At 62.1% G+C, this 19,109-nt stretch carries 11 protein-coding genes; 9 read left to right on the top strand and 2 right to left on the bottom strand.

Annotated elements, in window-relative coordinates; translation table 11 throughout:
* The first annotated feature begins 128 nt into the window (after positions 1 to 128).
* The 6 genes from recC to rmuC all read left to right on the top strand — a co-directional run bounded on the left by recC (position 129) and on the right by rmuC (position 11,245).
* On the top strand, positions 129 to 3,341 hold the full coding sequence (recC, locus tag GEOBRER4_RS01660; protein ID WP_185243961.1) for an exodeoxyribonuclease V subunit gamma: 3,213 nt from the start codon (positions 129 to 131) through the stop codon (positions 3,339 to 3,341).
* The gene (recB, locus tag GEOBRER4_RS01655) at positions 3,338 to 6,727 is read left to right on the top strand and encodes an exodeoxyribonuclease V subunit beta (RefSeq protein WP_185243960.1); all 3,390 of its coding nucleotides are present in this window, start codon (positions 3,338 to 3,340) and stop codon (positions 6,725 to 6,727) included. Before recC ends, recB begins: the two co-directional genes overlap by 4 nt.
* Positions 6,728 to 6,744: 17 nt before the next feature.
* On the top strand, positions 6,745 to 8,544 hold the full coding sequence (gene recD, locus GEOBRER4_RS01650; RefSeq protein ID WP_185243959.1) for an exodeoxyribonuclease V subunit alpha: 1,800 nt from the start codon (positions 6,745 to 6,747) through the stop codon (positions 8,542 to 8,544).
* A 111-nt stretch (positions 8,545 to 8,655) separates the two neighbouring features.
* On the top strand, positions 8,656 to 9,012 hold the full coding sequence (locus GEOBRER4_RS01645; RefSeq protein ID WP_185243958.1) for a four helix bundle protein: 357 nt from the start codon (positions 8,656 to 8,658) through the stop codon (positions 9,010 to 9,012).
* An 85-nt stretch (positions 9,013 to 9,097) separates the two neighbouring features.
* Positions 9,098 to 9,889 (top strand): alpha/beta fold hydrolase, encoded by a 792-nt coding sequence (locus GEOBRER4_RS01640; protein WP_404813873.1) that lies wholly within the window; start codon positions 9,098 to 9,100, stop codon positions 9,887 to 9,889.
* A gap of 36 nt (positions 9,890 to 9,925) precedes the next feature.
* Positions 9,926 to 11,245 (top strand): DNA recombination protein RmuC, encoded by a 1,320-nt coding sequence (rmuC, locus tag GEOBRER4_RS01635; RefSeq protein ID WP_185243957.1) that lies wholly within the window; start codon positions 9,926 to 9,928, stop codon positions 11,243 to 11,245.
* 199 nt (positions 11,246 to 11,444) lie between these two features.
* On the opposite strand, the gene GEOBRER4_RS01630 is transcribed toward rmuC, so the two are convergent.
* Positions 11,445 to 11,909: a CHRD domain-containing protein gene (locus GEOBRER4_RS01630; RefSeq protein ID WP_085814154.1), complete on the bottom strand. Its 465-nt coding sequence runs from the start codon at positions 11,907 to 11,909 to the stop codon at positions 11,445 to 11,447.
* 309 nt (positions 11,910 to 12,218) lie between these two features.
* A complete protein-coding gene (locus GEOBRER4_RS01625; RefSeq protein WP_185243956.1) occupies positions 12,219 to 13,238 on the bottom strand; it encodes a GPMC system family 4 glycosyltransferase in 1,020 nt (339 codons plus the stop codon).
* A 157-nt stretch (positions 13,239 to 13,395) separates the two neighbouring features.
* On the opposite strand from GEOBRER4_RS01625, the gene GEOBRER4_RS01620 reads away from it, so the two are divergent.
* The 3 genes from GEOBRER4_RS01620 (at position 13,396) to GEOBRER4_RS01610 (ending at position 19,073) form a co-directional block, all read left to right on the top strand.
* Positions 13,396 to 14,151, top strand: a complete 756-nt coding sequence (locus GEOBRER4_RS01620) for a GPMC system MBL fold metallohydrolase (protein WP_185243955.1) — start codon at positions 13,396 to 13,398, stop codon at positions 14,149 to 14,151.
* 34 nt (positions 14,152 to 14,185) lie between these two features.
* Entirely contained in the window at positions 14,186 to 16,030 is a 1,845-nt protein-coding gene (locus GEOBRER4_RS01615) for a TIGR04442 family protein (protein ID WP_185243954.1), read from the top strand.
* Between the two features lie 265 nt (positions 16,031 to 16,295).
* Entirely contained in the window at positions 16,296 to 19,073 is a 2,778-nt protein-coding gene (locus tag GEOBRER4_RS01610; protein WP_185243953.1) for a GPMC system transcriptional regulator, read from the top strand.
* The last annotated feature ends 36 nt before the right edge of the window (positions 19,074 to 19,109 follow it).

The raw sequence follows: 19,109 nt of genomic DNA, 5'->3' as shown, positions 1-19,109 counted from the left end.
CTCATTTTTCAAAAGTAGCCGGTCCCGTTTTTAGAGACAGCGAACCGACGATGTGATATCTTTCCGTCTTCCTTTGCAGCCCCCGGAACCGTGAAGGGGCGCGATCCGCAGAGATTTGGGAGTGGGAAATGCCGCTGAAGATACATACCAGCAACCGCATGGAACGACTGGTGGACGAACTGGAAAAGGTGGTCCGCGCCCCCCGTCCCGCCCCCGGCACCCCCTTCGACAAAGAGCTGATCGTGGTGCAGAACAAGGGGATGCAGCGCTGGCTCTCCATGGAGCTGGCCGGACGGATCGGGGTCTGGGCCAACGGGGACTTCCTCTTTCCCAACAGGTTCGTGGAAGAGGTCTTCGCCCAGGCGCTCCCGGAGAGCCCCGCCGACGCCCCACTCTTTACTCCCGAAGTGATGACCTGGAGGATCCTCGCCCTGCTGCAGTCTGCGCAAACAGCCGGCTTCGAGGAGGTCGCGGCGTACCTTGCGGACGACCGGGACGGCCTCAAGCGGATGCAGCTCGCCCGGCGCATAGCCGACACCTTCGACCGGTACACCATCTACCGTCCCAAGGAGTTGCTCCGCTGGGAAAAGGGGGAGGAGGACCATTGGCAGGCGCAGCTCTGGCGGGCGCTCAACGACGGAGCCGGACAGAAGCACCGCGCCCGGCTGCTGCACGACTTCCTCGGCACGCACCAAAGCGGCAGTGCCTGGCGTCGACGCGTCTCGGTGATCGGCATCCCGTCGCTGCCCCCATTCCACCTCGAGGTCCTTGCCAAGCTGGCCCAGAACGCCGAGGTTAACCTGTTCCTCCTGAACCCATGCCGCCAGTACTGGGGCGAGATCGTTTCCGAGCGGGAACTGGCCCGGCTGGAGAAACACGGGCAGGGGGAAGAGCAGTGGTACGAGACCGGTAACCCGCTCCTTGCCTCCTGGGGTAAGCTCGGCCGGGACTTCTTCAAGGCGATCATCGACGACTGCGGCGACCACGAGCGAGAGGACAGCTTCTACGAGCTCCCGCAGGGGGTGCTGCTGCACGAGGTCCAGGCGGACATCGTCGAGTTGCGGGGAGCGGAGGCAGGGCCGCGCCAGGTGCAGGCCTGCGACCTCTCCCTCAAGGTGCACTCCTGCCACTCCCCCATGCGCGAGGTGGAGGTCCTCTACGACACGCTCCTCTCCCTGTTCGACGCCGATCCATCGTTGTCCCCCCGCGACGTGCTGGTGATGACCCCCAATGTCGAGGCTTACGCCCCTTACATCTCCGCGGTTTTCGACAACCCCGAGGATGAGAGCCGCCGCATCCCCTATTCCATCGCGGACCGAAGCCTCAAAAACGAAGGGGAGGCGGCCCGGGCGCTTGTCGCCATCCTCGCGCTCTGCGGCGGCCGCTACGGCGTAGCGACGGTTTTGGATATCCTGGAGTCCCCCCCGGTGGCGCGCCGCTTCGGCCTCTCCGGAGACGACCTGGAAACGGTGCGGGACTGGCTTCGGGGGGCCAACATCAGGTGGGGCCTCGACGCAGCGCAACGCACCGAGCACGGCGTCCCCCCCTTCGGCGAGAACTCGTGGGCAGCGGGGCTCGACCGCCTGCTTTTGGGCTACGCCATGAACGGCGACGGGCGCTCGTTCTACGACGGCATCCTCCCCTACGACGACATGGAGGGGGGCGTGGCCCTTCCCTTCGGGCGCTTCCTCACCTTCTGCGAAAAGCTCTTCGCCCAGACCCGGGACCTCTCCCGCCCGCGGGTGCCGTCCGAGTGGGTGCCGGCGCTGCGCCAGATCCTGGACGACTTCATCCTCCCGGACGCGGACGGCGAGCGCGAGTTCCTGTTCCTGATCGAGATGGCGAAAAAGCTCGGGAACTCCCCGGCGCATGCCGGTTTCGAGGAAGAGATCGGCATCGAGGTGGTGCGCTACTGGGTGGAGCAGCAGCTGGGGGCCTCGAAACGGGACCTGGGCTTTCTCACCGGCAGCGTCACCTTCTGCGCCATGCTCCCGATGCGAAGCATCCCGTTCCCGGTGGTCGCCCTTTTGGGTATGAACGAGGGGGAATTCCCGCGCCGCAACCCGCCCCAGGGGTTCGACCTGATGACCAGGGAGCCCCGCTCCGGGGACTCCTCGCCGCGCGACGAGGACCGTTACCTGTTCCTGGAGGCCCTCCTCTCCGCCCGCAAGAGGCTGCACATAAGCTACGTGGGTCAAAGCATCAAGGACAACGCCGAACTTCCCCCGAGCGTGCTGGTGAGCGAGCTGCTGGACTACCTGGAGCGCTGTTTCGTGACGCCGGAGGGAAATCCTGTGCCTGCGGTCTTGTGCCACCCGCTGCAGCCGTTCAGCCCCAGGTACTTCACCCGCGGCTCCGCCTTATTCAGCTACTCCCAGCAAAACTGCGAGGGGGCGAAGGCGAAGCTCTCCCCCCCCTCTCCCCCGCAGCCGTTTCTGGATGCGCCCCTTCCCCCCTGGGAGGAAGAGGGTACGGTCACCCTCAAGGCGCTGGTCGATTTCCTGTGCAACCCGGCCAAGGAACTCCTGAGGCGCCGGCTCGGCATCCGCATAGAGCAGGGTGTGGAGCCGCTGGAGGAATCGGAACCGTTCGCGCTGGGTAGCCTCTCCAAATACCAGCTGGAACAGGAGATGGTCACGGCGCTTTTGCGCGGCGAGGAGCTGGACGTCCCTTACGCCGTCGCCTGCGCGCGCGGCGACCTCCCCCCCGGCGTCTGCGGCTCAGCCCTCTTCCGCAAGCTGGGAGAGCCGGCGCAGGAATTCGCCGCCAAGGTGGTCGAGGTCTCCTGCGGAGAGACGCTCCCTCCCCTGGACATCGACCTGAAGCTTCCCGGCGGGAGGATCATCGGACGCATCGAGAACCTCCGCTCCGACCGCATGGTGCGCTACCGCTACACCAAGCTGAAGGCGAAGGACCAGCTGCGGTTTTGGGTCGAGCACCTGGCGCTCAACTGCGCCAAGGCCGAAGGGTACCCGCTGGAAAGCAGCTTCGTCGCCTCCGACAGCACCATCCACCTCCCCCCCATCGGGGATTGCGTCACGCACCTTAACCGGCTCCTGGAGCTGTACCAAAAGGGGATGACCTCTCCGCTCAAGTTCTTCCCGGAGAGCTCCCTGGAGTACGCCAAGAAGTCGCGCGACCCGAAGAAGGCGGCGAAGGCGCTCAGCGACGCGCTCGGCAAATGGCACGGCAGCGAGTTCTACGAGGGCGAGGGGAAGGACGAGCACTGCCGCCGCTGCTTCCGCGACGACGCACCGCTGGACGAGGAATTCGCAGCCCTGGCGCTCCAGGTCTGGGAGCCGCTCCTGGATAGCCAGACCGGCAAGGGTAAAGGCAAATGAAACGGTTCGACCTCATCCATACCCCGCTTGCCGGGCGCAACCTGATCGAGGCGAGCGCCGGCACCGGCAAGACCTTCACCATCGCCGGGGTCTACCTGCGCCTGGTGCTCGAAGAGAAACTCGACGTCTCGCGCATCCTGGTGGTCACCTTCACCGAGGCCGCGACCAAAGAGCTCAAGGAGCGGATCAGGAACAAGTTGAAGGAGGCGGAGGACGGCTTCCTCACCGGTGCTGCCGACGACTTCCTGATCCAGGGGCTGATCGAGTCGAGGCCGGACCACTCCGAGGCGCGTCGGCTTCTCTCCAGCGCGATACGGAGCTTCGACGAGGCGGCCATCTTCACCATCCACGGCTTTTGCCAGAGGATGCTGCAGGACAACCCCTTCGAGAGCGGCTCCTTGTGCGACACCGAGCTTGTGACCGACCAGGGGAAGATCCTGATGGAGATCGCGCAGGACTACTGGCGCATCAACTGCTACGGCCAGCCGGCGGAAAGGGTCGCCGCGGCCGACGCCGCCAAGGTAACCCCCGAATCGCTGCTGAAGCTTGTGCAGAGGGTCAGCGGCGACCCCAACGCCACCGTGATCCCCGACCCGCCCGCCGACGCCACCGAGATTGAAGACTGGCTCCAGGGGCTCAAGCGCGGTTTCTTCGACTACCTGCGCGCCGAGCTTCCGAGGCGAAAGCGGCTCAAGAACCTGCGCTCCTTCGACGACCTCCTCCTCGACCTGCACGCGGCGCTCCTTCGCCCGGTTTCGTCTCTGCCGCGGCTGATCCGCGAGCGCTACCAGGCGGCGCTCATCGACGAATTCCAGGACACCGACCCGCTACAGTTCGCCATCTTCGACGCCATCTACCCGGTGGGACACGAGGCCCCCTTCTTCCTCATCGGCGACCCCAAGCAGGCGATCTACAGCTTCCGCGGCGCCGACATCTTCGCCTACATGGGGGCAGCCGAGGCAACCGAAGAGCGCCACACCCTGCTGCAGAACTTCCGTTCCGAGGCGGGGTTGATCGACGCCGTCAACACCCTCTTCGCGTCGCGCGAGCTCCCCTTCCTCTACCCGCAGATAGGCTTCAACCCGGTGGAGGCTGCCCCGAAGGAGAAGAGCAGGCTCGTCGAGGAAGGGCAGAGGAAGGCGCCGCTGAAGCTCTGGCTCGCCCCGCGCAAGGACGCCGGTAAGCCGATCAACAAGGGAGACGCCTGGGACGACCTGCCTGAAGCGGTGGCGGCGGAAATCTCGCGGCTTCTGCGTGACGGCGCGGCCGGGAAGCTGACCATCGAGGAGCTCGACAAGGACCCGGATGGGGGCGACAAGTGGGTGCAGCGCCCGGTCCAACCCAAGGACGTCGCAGTCCTGGTGCGGGCGAACCGGCAGGCGAAGCTGATGCAGCGGGCGCTCACCCGCAGGGGGATCCCGAGTGTTCTTTGCAGCGCGGGGAACCTCTTCGAGTCGGACGAGGCGGCGGAACTGCTGCGGCTCCTTTCCGCGGTGGCGCAACCGGGACATGAGTCGCTTCTGCGCGGGGCCCTTGCCACCGACCTCGTGGGGGTGAGCGGGACGGAACTGGCAGAGCTCATGAACGACGAGAAGGGGTGGGAGGAAATCCTGGAGGAGTTCCGGGACTACCACGACACCTGGAGCAGCGGCAGCTGCATGTCCATGGCCCTGCAGTTCATGGAAAAGCGCGAGGTCAGGAAGCGGCTTCTCGCTGAACCGATGGGAGAGCGGCGGCTCACCAACCTCCTGCACGCCATCGAGACCATCCACCAGGCGCAGGTCGAGGAACGCCTGGGGATGGAGGCGGTCATCGCCTGGCTCGCCTGCCGCATCACCGAAGAGCCCAAGAAGGAAGAGTACGAGATCCGCCTGGAGACCGACGAGGCCGCGGTGCAGCTGGTCACCATCCACAAGAGCAAGGGGCTCGAATACCCCATCGTGTTCCTCCCTTTCTGCTGGGCCGAGTACGCCGGAAAAGACGAGGGGGCGCTCTTCCACGACGAGGATGGGCGGGTGGTCTTGGACATGGGTTCAGAGCAGATGGCAGAGCACAAGGCGCAGGCCGCGCGGGAGGCGCTTGCCGAGAGCCTGCGGCTTCTCTACGTCGCCTTGACGCGAGGCAAGCACCGGACCTACCTCGTCTGGGGCGCCTTCAAGGACGCAGGGGAGAGCGCGCTCCACTACCTGCTTCATCCGGGTGAGAGCCCGGTCAAGGGACAGGTGACGCTCAGCGATGCAGGCATCCGTGAACGGCTGGAAACGCTGGCGGCATCCTCGCCCGGGAAGATCGAAGTCCTGGACCTCCCTGCGGCCGACCTGTCCCCGTACCGGGCGCACGACAAGAAGAAGCCGGATCTGGCGCCGCTTCCTTTTAACGGGGCCATCCCCCGTGACTGGCGCGTGGCGAGCTTCACCTCGCTCTCCAGTCGCAAGCAGCACACAGCCGAGCTTCCCGACCGTGACGAGGGGAGTCCGGTAGAGGAGCGCGCTGCGCACGAGGTCGAGCCGACCGGGATCTTCGCCTTTCCCAAGGGGGCCAAGGCCGGCATCTTCCTGCACAAGATCTTCGAGGACCTCGATTTCACAAGGGCCAAAGAGCAGCTCTTACCCCTGGTCGAGGAGCAGCTGGACAAACATGGCTTTTCCGCTGAATGGAGCGGTGCCGTTGGCCAGATGGTGCATAACGTCCTGCAGGCGCCGCTGGGGGATTGGGAGATCAAGCTGGCGCAGGTGGGGCTGGAGCGGCGCCTCACCGAGATGGAATTCTTCTTCCCCCTTTCGCTCGTTACCTCCGAGCGCCTGAAGGATGCCGCCTCCCGCTTCATGGCGGGAACTGGCGCAGCGCAAGGTCTCCGGCTCCCGGTCGAGCTGGCGGATCTCTTCGGCCGCCTCTCTTTCGCGCCGGTGCAGGGGATGCTCCTTGGATTCATCGACCTCGTCTTCGAGCACGGCGGGCGCTACTACATCGTGGACTGGAAGTCCAACCACCTGGGGAACACCCCCGGCAGCTATGGCCAGGAGGCGTTGAAAAAGGAGATGGCAGAGAACTTCTATCCCCTGCAGTACCTCCTTTACACGGTGGCGCTCGACAACTACCTGAGGCTGAGGATCCCGGATTACGATTACGACCGGCACTTCGGCGGCGTCTTCTACCTCTTCCTGCGCGGCGTCGACGGCACGGGGAACGGGGTCTACGCAGACCGCCCTCCGAAAGAGCTCATCGCCCACCTTGCCGAGGTGCTGCTACCGGAGAGCGCCCGCCCGTCCGGTAAAGGTGAACCAAGCCCCTCACCCCAGCCCTCTCCCGCTGGGCGAGGGGGAGTCGGGAAGAAGTCGAAAAAAGCTGAGATCGAAGGTCAGCTCAGCCTCGATCTGTTCGATTAAAGTCACCAGGAAACCAAATGGCCGCTGAAACATTCCAATTCAACGACATAGACCGGCAGTTCGCCTCCTTCATCTGCCGGCAGGCGGCAAGCCGCGACCCGCACCTCGAAGCTGCGGCGGCGCTCTTGAGCCGCGGTGTGACCGCTGGGGACGTCTGCCTCGATCTCGCGGGCGCCCTGGAAGACGCGCGCGCCGCTGGTTACCGCATCGAATCGGCCTCCGCCTGGCGCGAAAGACTCGCCGCCTCCCCGGTGGTTGGCGCTCCCGGGGAGTTCAAGCCGCTCATCCTGGACCACGCCGATCGCCTTTACCTGCAGCGCTATTGGCGCTACGAGGAGGAGCTCGCCCAGGCGATCATGAAGCGTGGCGAAACCGTGCCATTCGACCGGGCGCTGCTGCAAAAGGGACTCGCGCGGCTCTTCCCGCCCACCCCTGGAGAAACGGACTGGCAGCGGGTAGCGGCGCTCGCCGCCGTCACCAGGCGCTTTTGCGTCATCTCCGGAGGGCCGGGAACCGGCAAGACCTCGACCGTGGTGAAGGTGCTCTCGCTCCTCCTGGAGCAGGCGGAGAAAGCCGCGAACGGCACCGGCCTCAGGATCGCGTTGGCAGCCCCCACCGGCAAGGCGGCCGCGAGGCTCAAGGAATCGATCAGCGCCGGGGTCCAGGCTGCGGAAGAGGGTGTACGTGGACTGATCCCCGAAGACGTCTTCACCCTGCACCGCCTGCTCGGCTACCTGAAGGGGTCCAGCGGCTTCCGCCACAACGCCGACAACCCGCTCCCCTACGACGTGGTCATCGTCGACGAAGCCTCCATGGTCTCGCTCCCCCTCATGGCAAAGCTGGTCTGCGCCCTGCGGCAGGACACCCGCCTGATCCTTTTGGGCGACCGGGACCAGCTGGCCTCCGTGGAAGCGGGCGCGGTCCTGGGTGATATCTGCGACACCGGCGGCGTACACGGCTTCTCCCCCGCCTTCGCCGAATTGGCAGCCGAGGTCGCCGGCGACGCGGTTCCCTCGCAATCCGGCATCGCGCCGCTCGGAGACGCGGTCGTGCTGCTGCAGAAGAGCTACCGCTTCTCCTCCGCCGGGGGGATCGGCAAGGTCGGTTCGCTGGTGAACGCAGGGGATGCACCCGGGGCCTTTTCCGCCTGCCTGGATCCGGCGCTGGCCGGGGTCTCGCTGGCGCCGCTTCCGGCGGCGGCAGCTCTCGCCGAGGCACTGGCCAAAAGGATCACCGAAGGATACGGAGGGTACTTGCGCGAGGAGAGCCCGGAAGCGGCCTTCGCGCAGTTCAGCCGGTTCCGGATCCTCAGCGCCATGCGCAGCGGCCCCTTCGGGGTCGAGGCGATAAACATATTGGTTCGCCAGCGGTTGGCCCAGGCCGGCATGATCACCCCCCGCGGCCGCTGGTACGCAGGCGAACCGGTGATGATCACCAAAAACGACTACAACCTGGGGCTCTTCAACGGCGACGTGGGGCTGATACTGCCCGATAACGAATCGGGAGGAGAGCTGCGCGCCTTCTTCCCCTCCGGCACCGGAGGCATGAGGAAGGTCTCGCCGCTCAGGCTCCCGGAGTACGAGTGCGCCTTCGCCATGACCGTGCACAAGAGCCAGGGCTCGGAGTTCGATCGCGTGCTTCTGGTCATGCCCGACCGCGACGCACCAGTTCTGACCCGTGAGTTGCTCTACACCGCCATCACGCGGGCTAAGCAGTCCGTGGAAATCCTCAGCAGCGACGATATCTTTCTCGATACTGTGCAGCGTAGGGTCGTCAGACGGTCGGGCCTGAGAGAGAGGCTGTGGAGAACCAATTGACAATGGACAATTGACAACTAAAGCGTTGTAAGGCAATGGACGATTGACGATCAAAGCGTCGAACGGCAATTGACGATTGACAATTATTAATTGGCGATTACAACCTTTCGGATGGAAACCAATGCGGTCAAAGAAAAATCTTTTGCTTTCGCGCTAAGAATCATCAAGCTGTACCAGTTTCTCTGCGAGCGAAAGGAATTCGTGATCGGCAAGCAGTTGCTGAGATCTGGCACCGCGGTTGGTGCATTAGTGCGCGAAGCTGAACAGGCTGAAAGTAGAGCCGACTTCATTCACAAAATGGCAATAGCTCTAAAAGAAGCCAACGAAACGGAGTACTGGCTTGAACTCCTTCACCAGTCCAATTATCTCGATGAGAAGAATTATCACTCGATAGCCTCAGATACCAAATGCCTATTGAAACTGCTTACTTCAATAATTAAAACGACCAAGGAGCACAACAAAAAGTAACCATATCCAGTCAAGTCAACTTTAGACTGGGTTATCGTTGTCAATTGTCAATCGTCAACCGTCAATTGGTTCTAAAAGGATTTCCATGCAAATAAACGACATAAACCTTGCCTTCGACGACCTCGGCAGCGGCCCGGCCGTCTTGCTCATCCACGGCTTCCCGCTCAACCGCCAGATGTGGCAGCCGCAACTAAAACCGCTGGCCGACGCCGGCTACCGCGTCATCGCCCCCGACCTGCGCGGCTTCGGCGCCAGCGACGCTCCCGCTACCGGCTACAGCATGGACCGCTTCGCCGACGATCTCGTATCGCTGCTCGACGCCCTCGATATCGAACAGGCGGTCGTGGGCGGTATGTCCATGGGGGGATATATCCTCATGAACCTCCTGGAGCGCCATCCTGACCGGGTCCGCGCCGCCGCCTTCATCGCCACCAGGAGCAACGCCGATGACGAGGCGACGCGCCTGCGCAGAAGCGAAATGGCAGCCCAGGCCGAAAGACTGGGGGCAAACCCGATCACCAAGATCTTCGCCGAGCTCCTTTTCGCCGACGCTACCTCCGTCTCCCGGCCGGAACTTATCGCCCAGGTCACCGCCTGGATGCGCGGCACCTGTCCCCATGGACTCGCGGGGGGACTGCTCGCCATGAGGGACCGGAAGGAGTACACCCCCCTTCTCGCCTCTTTCCGAAAGCCCTCCCTGGTCATCGCCGGAGCTGAGGATAGGGCCGCGCCGCTCGAAGTCGCCCGGGTGCTCATCGATGCGCTTCCCAGCTGCCGGAGCAGGATCATCGAGAAGGCGGGGCACATGGTGAACATGGAACAGCCGGAAATCTTCAACAAGACGCTGATAGAGTTCATCAATTCGATTGCTGGTTAGGATCTCGAATGAAGCACTGCCACATTGGGATTAGACATGACACCTGACCTCTTTCAATTGATCATCCTGCTTCTTTGCGCCGCCACCTTCGTGATCGCGTTCCTTTGCTACCTGCATCTCAAGCGGCTGCACGTTGCGGAAACGCGCTTCGACCAACTGGAGAAGGGGCTGGAGCGGCTGGAGCGCACCCTGCAGGCGGAGCTTGGGCGAAACCGCGAGGAGCTCGGCGGTAACCTCAGGCAGTTCGGGGAGGCGGTGCAAAAACGGATGGTGGATATCGCCTCGCTGCAAAAGGGGCAGCTGGAAGGGTTCACCCAGCAGCTCGGAAGCCTCACCGCGAGCAACGAGCAGCGCCTGGACAAGCTGCGCGAAACGGTGGAACTGCGCCTCAAATGGCTGCAGGACGACAACTCGAAGAAGCTGGAGCAGATGCGCGCCACGGTTGACGAAAAGCTGCACGAGACCCTGGAGAAGCGGCTGGGCGAATCATTCAAGCAGGTTAGCGGGCAACTGGAGCAGGTCCACAAGGGGCTGGGAGAGATGCAGTCCCTTGCCTCCGGGGTCGGCGACCTGAAGAAGGTCCTCTCCAACATCAAGACACGCGGAACCTTGGGCGAAGTGCAACTGCACAACCTTTTGGAGCAGATACTCACCCCGGACCAGTACGGCGCCAACGTCGCCACCAAGCCGGGGAGCGACGCGCGGGTCGAGTTCGCCATCCGCCTCCCCGGCAAGGGCGACAAGCCGCTCTGGCTCCCGGTCGACGCCAAGTTCCCCCAGGAGGATTACCTGCGGCTGGTCGAGGCCCAGGAGCAGGGGAACCAGGCGGCGGTACAGGAGGCGACCAGGCAGTTCGACAAGACCGTCGCAGCCATGGCAAAGCTCATCTGCGAGAAGTACCTCTCCCCTCCCGACACCACCGACTTCGCCGTCATGTTCCTGGCCAACGAGGCGAGCTACGCCCAGGTGCTCAGCCGTCCCGGTCTTTTCGACGCCATCCTGCGCGAGCACAAGGTCATCGTCGCAGGCCCCACAACCATCGCCGCCCTCCTCTCCTCGCTCAGCTTGGGCTTCAAGACCCTCACCATCGAGAAGCGCAGCAGCGACGTCTGGCGGCTCTTGGGCGCCATCAAGACCGAGTTCATGACCTTCGGGACCCTGCTGGAAAAAACCAGGAAGAAGCTCGACGAGGCATCCTCCAGCATCGACACTGCTGCTACCCGCACCCGCCGGATACAGCGAAAGATGCAGGGGATCGAGCAGTTGCCGGAGCATGAGGCGAAGGGATTGCTGGGAGGGGAACTGGGCGTTGCCACCGATCCGGAGAGCGAAGTGATCTTGATTGACGAGGCTTGAGGGTCTTCCGCGAGATTGGTTCGTCAGAGGCAAATCCCCCCTGTCCCCCCTTCGCAAAGGGGGGAACCCAAGGTCGCCTGGTCCTTGGAGTGAACACGCCCCCCGGCTTCCGGAATGGAAGATTACTTTAAAAAAAACCGCCGGCGACCGGTCCTTTGAACCGACGCCGGCGGTCATATGTGAGCAGTTACTTGCTGCTTTATTTGATCTGTCCGCGGATCTCGCCGTCCGGATACTTGTCGGTGTGGACGTTAACGTAGGTATCGCCGGACCTTAAGAGCTTGACCAGTTCGTCGAATTTCCCTTTGTAGTCGCCCATAAGGTCGTTGCCGCTAACCTTACCCTCGGAAAGAACGCCACTAAATTTCCCTTTTTTGCCGCCGCTGAAAAGTCCCACGATCGGGGGACCATTCTCACCCTTTTTGCCTACGTGGATATGCGCGGCGCTTGCGTCTACGACGTTCTTAACGTGTAGTTTATATGTCAGTTCCTTGCCGTCTTTGCTGAGTTTGAACTCGGCCTTGCCTGAGGATTTTGCGTCAGGCTTGGCGACTTCCTCTTTCGGGGTCAATTTTGCTTTGAAGCTGTGCTCAGCGGCATAGCCGGTAGATACGGCAAAGAATGCGGCCAGCACTACCAACAGTAACAGCCTTACCCTTTTCATCTCCTACCTCCTTTGCAGCTTTCATAGTACCACTGCCACCGATTATACCCCTTACATTCAAAAAGCACTATATTTTTGCAGCGTCCGATTTTGCTAGGCAAACTCGGCAATTGCCTGCCCTGGCTGCCCCTGAAGCAGCATTAGAGGCTATGCGTTTTGACTTTTGCGCAGGGAGGAAGAAGGTCGTGTTCTTTGAAAAACCAAGCGTGCTATCACGTTCCCCCCTTTGCGAAGGGGGGACAGGGGGGATTTGTCTCTGGTGAACCAGCTAAGTCAAAAGGTGACGGGGAGGGAAGAAGTGACAGAGCCTTACTTCGCTTGCAGTATCTCGCGGTAGAGGTTGAGGTAGGAGACGGCTTCCTTGTCGGGGGAGTAGTGTTCGCGGACCTGGGCTTTGCCATTTTTGCCCAGCTTTTCCCGCAACCTGGCATCTGCCAAAAGCTCGCCGGCCTTGGCCACGAACTCTCCAGAATCGCGATACAAGAGGCCGGTGACGTGTTCCTTGACCACAGAGCGGTTTCCCTCGATGTCCGCGACCAGAAGCGGTTTGGCATAGGCCATCGCCTCTAGGACCGTGTTGGCCATACCCCCCTCGCTGAGGGAACTGTTCAGCACCACGTCGATTCGGCGGTACAGATCCCCCATGAGGTCGTGCCCCACCACTCCAAGGTACCTCGCGAAGGGGTAGCGTTCCAGTGCCTCCATCACCTGTGCTGCGTAGTCCTTGTCGAGCACCGGGCCCGCTAGAAGCAGGCGCACCTGGGGATGGGCGGCGTAAAGCGCAGCCAAAGGCTCCAGCGGGAACAGTACGTTCTTCACCGGGCGCAGGCCTGCCGGCAGCAAAAAGGTGAAGCTTCCTTCCTCGGCCGGGGGAAGCGTGGTGCAGTCGACGGGGAGATCGACCCCCTGGGGTATTATGGCGGTCCGCTCCTCCAGGCTCGGCATGTGCTTAGCCAGCCGGTGACGGACGCAGCCATGGAACGCCACCAGCCGGCTTGCCCCCCTGAGGGCTCCGTGGAGCTCCAGGTTGCGCTGGTCGCAGAGCGCGTTGTAGATGTCGGTACCGGTGAAGGTCACCAGGTAGGGAATCCCCAGCACCTTGGACAGCACGCAGGCCATCCTGCCGCCGTGGTAAGCGTGGAAGGCGTGCAGGATATCCGGCGCGAATTCAGCCACCGCCCCCTGCAGCTTCTCCCCGGCCATGCGATCCGTCGCGAAAACCTTCACCTCGCAGCCAAGCTCTTTCAGGTGCCGCTCGACGCGCCTCACCGTCACGGCGTTACCGGTTTCCTCGGCGTAGTAGTTTGGGGAGATGATGCCGACGCGCATGTGAACCTCTGCTAAAATTTATTGCTTAAAAACGGCCGGACATGGAGCCCGGCCAGGGTGAGATAATAGCCGCAAAACCCGCGCAAGGCAAGGGATAAACCCCTTGCTTCACTGGCGCATTCCATGCTACCTTACCCAGCATTCCGAGGGGCGACACATGAAGATTACCATCCTCGGCTCTGGCACCTCGACGGGTGTTCCCATGGTCGGCTGCCACTGCCAGGTCTGCGGATCAACTGACCCGCGCGACAAAAGAACACGTGCCTCGATCCTGGTCGAGTCCTGCGGGCAGCGCATACTGGTCGACACCTCGACCGATCTCAGGACACAGGCGCTGCGTGAGGGGATCCCGCATGTCGATGCGGTCCTCCTCACCCATACCCATGCCGACCACATACACGGCATCGACGACCTCCGCGGTTTCTATTTCATCCACCGCCGGATCATCCCCTGCTACGGCAGCCCGGAAACCATACAGTCAATAAGCGACAAGTTCGCCTACATCTTCGAGGGGCTCACTTCCGAAGGGTACTCGCCGCTTCTGGAACCTTTCCCCATCGAAGACCCTTTCGAGCTGTTCGGATGCCGGGTGGTGCCGGTGCCGATCAAGCACGGCTCCTTTAACGCCACAGGCTACCGCTTCGACGACGCTGCCTACCTGACCGACTGCAGCGAGATCCCGGAGCAATCCCTGGCTCTTCTGGAAGGGCTCGAACTTCTCATCATCGACGCCCTGCGTTTTTCCCCGCACCCGAACCATTTCAACATCGAGAGGGCGCTGCAGGTGGCGCAAAAACTGCGGCCGCGCCGCACGCTCTTCACGCACTTGACCCACGAAGTGCGCCACAGCGACGGCTGCCAACTACCCGCCGGAGTCGAATTCGCCTACGACGGCATGACGGTGGAACTCTGAAGAGATAGAAGTTTTACAGAAACGGACGGAACCGATGTTCAAAGACATTCGACTGCACGGCTACGCGAACGAACAGATCGAGTTCTACGCCATCACGGCTGGAACCGAGGCGTACAACCGTTACTTCTTCAACACCGACCCCACCGACCCCGACGAGATCCGTTTCTTCTCACCCGGCAACGAGTTCGTCATCGGCCGCAAAGGGATCACCCACCGCGGCAACGGCGGCTCCTTCTGCGAGTACATGTTCGGCGTCGACCAGCCCATCGCCGACCTCGCCAAGGAGGAGGTCTCGAACCGGCTCATCATCTACGGCACCCATTACGACCACCGGACCGGCACCCTCAAATTCAGCGACCGCACCGAAGGGTACCACAGCTACGACAAGATCTTCTTCGACGGCAACGCCATCTTCAACTATTTCTTCGCCCTGACCGGTTCGGCCTTCAACGGCGCCATGCACGAGCAGCAGGAGCGCATCGTCAAGGTGCTGGGCAAGGCGCTCAAGCGCTCCGACGCCGTGGGAGAGGAGCAGGACAACCTCATCATCGACGAGATCCTCAACATCGTCGACGACCCGGGCGCACACCTTTTCCTCTTCAAGCTCATCAACGTAAAGCACCGCGAATACAGCGACCGCTTCAAGACCCTTTACTTCAACAACAAGAAGATCACCGATTCGGACTTCCAGACGCTCGCCGCCTTGGCCGAGCGCTACGGCATCGACCGCTACCAGCAGGAGCGGATCCGGATCGACGTCATGTACAAGCACCCCGACAACCGCCGCATCGTCGACGAGTACCGGAAGATCCTGATCGCCTGCAACCGCAAGGGGGAGATCAACAAGCTCGAAAACGCGAGGCTCACCCGCCTGAAGACCCTCTCGGTGCGCAACAAGATCCCCGGAGCGCTCTTCTACACGCTCGACGAGATGCTGAAGAAGGACAAGAAGCTCGTCGACCTGGAAGAGAGCAACTACATCTCCGAAACAAGGCAGATCCTGGAGGGGATGTTCCTTTCCGAACGGCACATCGAGAGCACCATCGAACCCGAGGACATGCTGAAGCTCCTCTTCGCGAAGAAGCAGGCTGCGGAAAACCGCGACCACGCCTTCGAGGAGATGCTCTTGGACGCGAGCAAGGCCTGCGACGAGAAGATCCGCGACGGCGCCGACATCTCGATCCTCGAAGGGTACTCCTACATCATCACCTACTTCGACCGCTACGATGCCACCTCGTCCGCGATCAACCAGCTCGCCTTCATGGAAAACGTCAGGATATCCGAGGAGATGATCAGGAGTCTCCTGGGGAACAAGAGCGCCTTCGACATGCTGGCCCCGGACCTCTTCACCAAGCTCTTTATCTCCGGCATCTTCGAGGACAAGTACCTGGGGATCTACGGCCGCAAAAAGGTGACGACGCTTGCGGCCGGGCTGAAGCTGATCGAGGAGAACCGCCTGACCACCACCGCGCTTTTGGAGCAGCTGGTGCGCATCGACAACGACGAGCGCCTCTACCTGACCCTCCTGGAGCACGTGAAGGACCGTATCCGCAATTTCTACTCCAAGTACGCCACCAAGGGCGACCAGGACGCGCTCAAGAAGGAACTCGCCGAGGAGCTCAACCACAAGAAGATCCTTTCGGGCGACATCCCCGCCCACCTGTTCCAGGAGGCGATCCTCACCATCAAGAAGGAAGCGGTCTACATCCACAACCTGCTCCCCCAGATCATCAACGAGAACAACTGCCTGCTGCGCGAGGATTTCCTGGAGAACTCCGGCCTCGACCGTTTTTACGTCGAGGAACTGGAGCGCGAATTCTTCGAACTGAACGGCCTGAACCTCGAGGACCTGTACCAGATCCGCAAAGGGTTCAACTAGAACCGGCACAAGGGGGTTCCCCCCCTACCCGCTCCTGCCACCACTCTTCTTACTCCCTCGCAACCGCCCTCACCCCCGCCCCTCTCCCTCCGGGCGAGGGGAGACAAGAAACCTCGTCCCAGCGTCCCCTCTCCCTTTGGGAGAGGGACAGGGAGGGGGAAAGAGACGTAATTCTGGCTCTCCCCCTGATGTTGACACCGCCTCCGTTTTCCTCTAATGTGTTTCTGGTGTGTAAATTTTGTACTCAGAGGAACAGATAGCCGTCATGGAACAACAACTGAAAAAGTTAGGCGACCGCATCGCCTCTTTCGGAAAGGAAAACCTGGACGAAATGCTGCACCTGGTCGGCGAAGGGTCTAGGCTCGTCTCCGGGCAGGAACGCGTGCGCATATACCTTGAGGATCTCACCAAGGGCGCCCTTTCCTGCGCCTTTTCCTGCGGCAGCTTTGCCACCGAGATCAGACAGGAAACCTTCCCCATCATCTCCGCCGAAGCCGCGGTCTCCCGCACCTTCGTGACCCAAGAGGTGGCCCAGTACCAGAACCCCGCCGAAACCGGACTCCCCTTGGACCAGGAATTCTCGCGCCGTTTCCAGATCGACGGGACGACCATGCTCCCCATTACCAGCCAAGGCAAATCGATCGGCGTCGCCTGCCTGGACGGCGGCGCGCTCTCCCAGGAGAAGATCGACACGCTGGTCCCGTTCCTGGCGAGGGCGGGAGAGAGAGTGGACCATGCCAGGAAATACCACCAGCAGCTTCTGCTGGCCCGGCGGGTCGAACTCTACAAGAGACGCGAGGCCGCCGGCTTCATGGTGCGCTCCGCCGTGAACCTCATCGACGGGCTGACGCTCGCCTCGGTGCTCGTCCCCAACAAGGGGGGGATGGAGGTGCTGGCGAGCCACGCCCAGGACCCGGACCTGAAATACCGCTATGACAACGTGGGCAACATCGACCTGAAGCACGGCACTTCGCTCGTTTCGCGCTACGTCAACGAAGACGGCGTGGTCACGGACCCGAGCCTTCTGAAGCCCATGTTCTTCCCCGACCTTTTTGACCAGTCCATCCAGCGCCGCGCACTGATTGAAGAGATGGGGCTGCGCACCCTGTACATGGTGCCGCGGGTCGAGCCGGAGACGCGGCGCATCATCTGCCTGATGAACTACTTCACCCGCGAGGCCACCAGCTACACCGAATTCGAGATGGGCCTTTTGCAGACCCACGCCGAGATGGTGGAGCGGGTCATCAACGAGGTCGGGGGCGAGCACCTCGAAATCAAGGTCCTTTCCGAGATCTCCGACCTGCTCCAGGAGCCCAACGAGGGGCTGCACGGCTTCCTCACCAAGGTACTCTCCAAGGCGACCGAACTCATCGGCGCCGACACCGGGAGCATCGCCATCGTGCAGGAGCGCGAGGGGGTGAAGTGGCTGGTGGTGGAAACCGAGGAAGGGACCATCGTCGGGGCTAAGAACAAGGAATGGCTCAAGAAGAAGATCCCCCCCTTCAAGATCGGCGGCGCCGACCTTCCCGCCGAGGAGCGCAGCCTCACCGGCTACGTCGCCTGGAACAAGGAACCGAAGATCATCGAGCAGGTGGCGGACCAAAGCCAGCACGAGGGGTTCCACCGCCCGATGAACGAGTTGATCCAAAGCGAGATGGCGGTCCCGGTCATCAGCGATGACGAGGTGATCGCCGTCATCTGCCTAAATTCGCTGCAAGAGGGGTACTTCACCGAAGAGCACAAGCGGATCCTGCAGATCATCGACCGGCTCACCTCGCGCCACATCTCGGACATTCAGCGCATCGAAAGGCTGCAGTCCGAGGTGAACAAGCTGCAAAGCGACATCTCCTACAAGGACCCGAAAGTCTCCTCCTACCGCCTGGGAAACATCATCGGCAACAGCCGCAAGGCGCAGGAGATCGTCGCCTTCATCAACACCGTGGCGCAGCCCTTATCCAACCGGATCGGGTTGTGGAGCAAGAACATATTGCAGGAGGCGACCATAGGCCTCCCCTCCATCCTGGTGCTGGGGCCGACCGGCGCGGGGAAGGAATTCTTCTTCAACAACCTCTACAACAAGCTCAACGAGCTGTACCGGCAGCAGATAAACCCGGACGGCGAGCTCCCGGTGAAGAAGACCAACATCGCCGCCTACAGCGGGGACCTCACCTACTCCGAGCTCTTCGGCCACATCAAGGGTGCCTTCACCGGCGCCTACAGCGACCGCAAAGGGATCATCGAGGAAGCCGCCGGAGGCATCGTCTTCCTGGACGAGATTGGCGACGCCGACCCCAAGACCCAGGTCCAGCTGCTGCGCTTCCTCGACAACGGCGGGTTCGTGCGCCTGGGCGAGAACCGCGAGCGGATCAGCCGCGTCCTGCTCGTTGCCGCGACCAACAAGGACCTGAGCAAAGAGATCGCCTTGGGGAACTTCCGCGAGGACCTCTTCCACCGCCTGACCGAGCTCTCCGTCGTGGTGCCGTCGCTTAACGAGCGGCGCGAGGACATCCCCGACCTCTCCACCCACTTCCTTGGAAAGCTCTACCGCACCTACAGAAGCCGCGAAGAAGAGGTGCGCGACGACGAGCCGAGCCTCTCCCAGGACGCGAAAGACGCCTTGGTAAGTCACAACTACAAGGGGAACATCCGCGAGCTGCGCAGCATACTGTTGCGCGCCCTCTTCTTCAGGACCGGCAAGATGGTCACCGGCGAGGACATAAAGAAAGCCATAAGGGACGGGATGCGCGAGCAGATGGCGCCCGCGGCCGAAAGGCTTTCCGAAGAAGTCGCCGGGGGGATATTAGCCGAGATAGAAGGTGGGAGCGATTTCTGGGAGGCAGTGTACCAGCCCTACTCGCAGAGCCAGATTTCCCGCGACGTGGTGCGGCTGATAATCGAGAAGAGTCGGGTTGCCGCCGGCAAGAACATGCCCGAGATCGCCAAGTATTTAAAAGCCATCACCGGCGATCCCCAGGAGGACGAAGAAGAAAGAAAGCGCTTCTTCCGGTTCAAGAACTTCCTTTACAAGACGGTGAAGATCTGAGGTTTTGGGAAGGATTGCAACAGGCCCAGCAGAGGT

Origin of the sequence: Citrifermentans bremense (assembly GCF_014218275.1) — a bacterium.
GTDB classification, from domain to species: domain Bacteria; phylum Desulfobacterota; class Desulfuromonadia; order Geobacterales; family Geobacteraceae; genus Geomonas; species Geomonas pelophila.
This window is presented reverse-complemented; position numbering and strand designations above follow the sequence as displayed.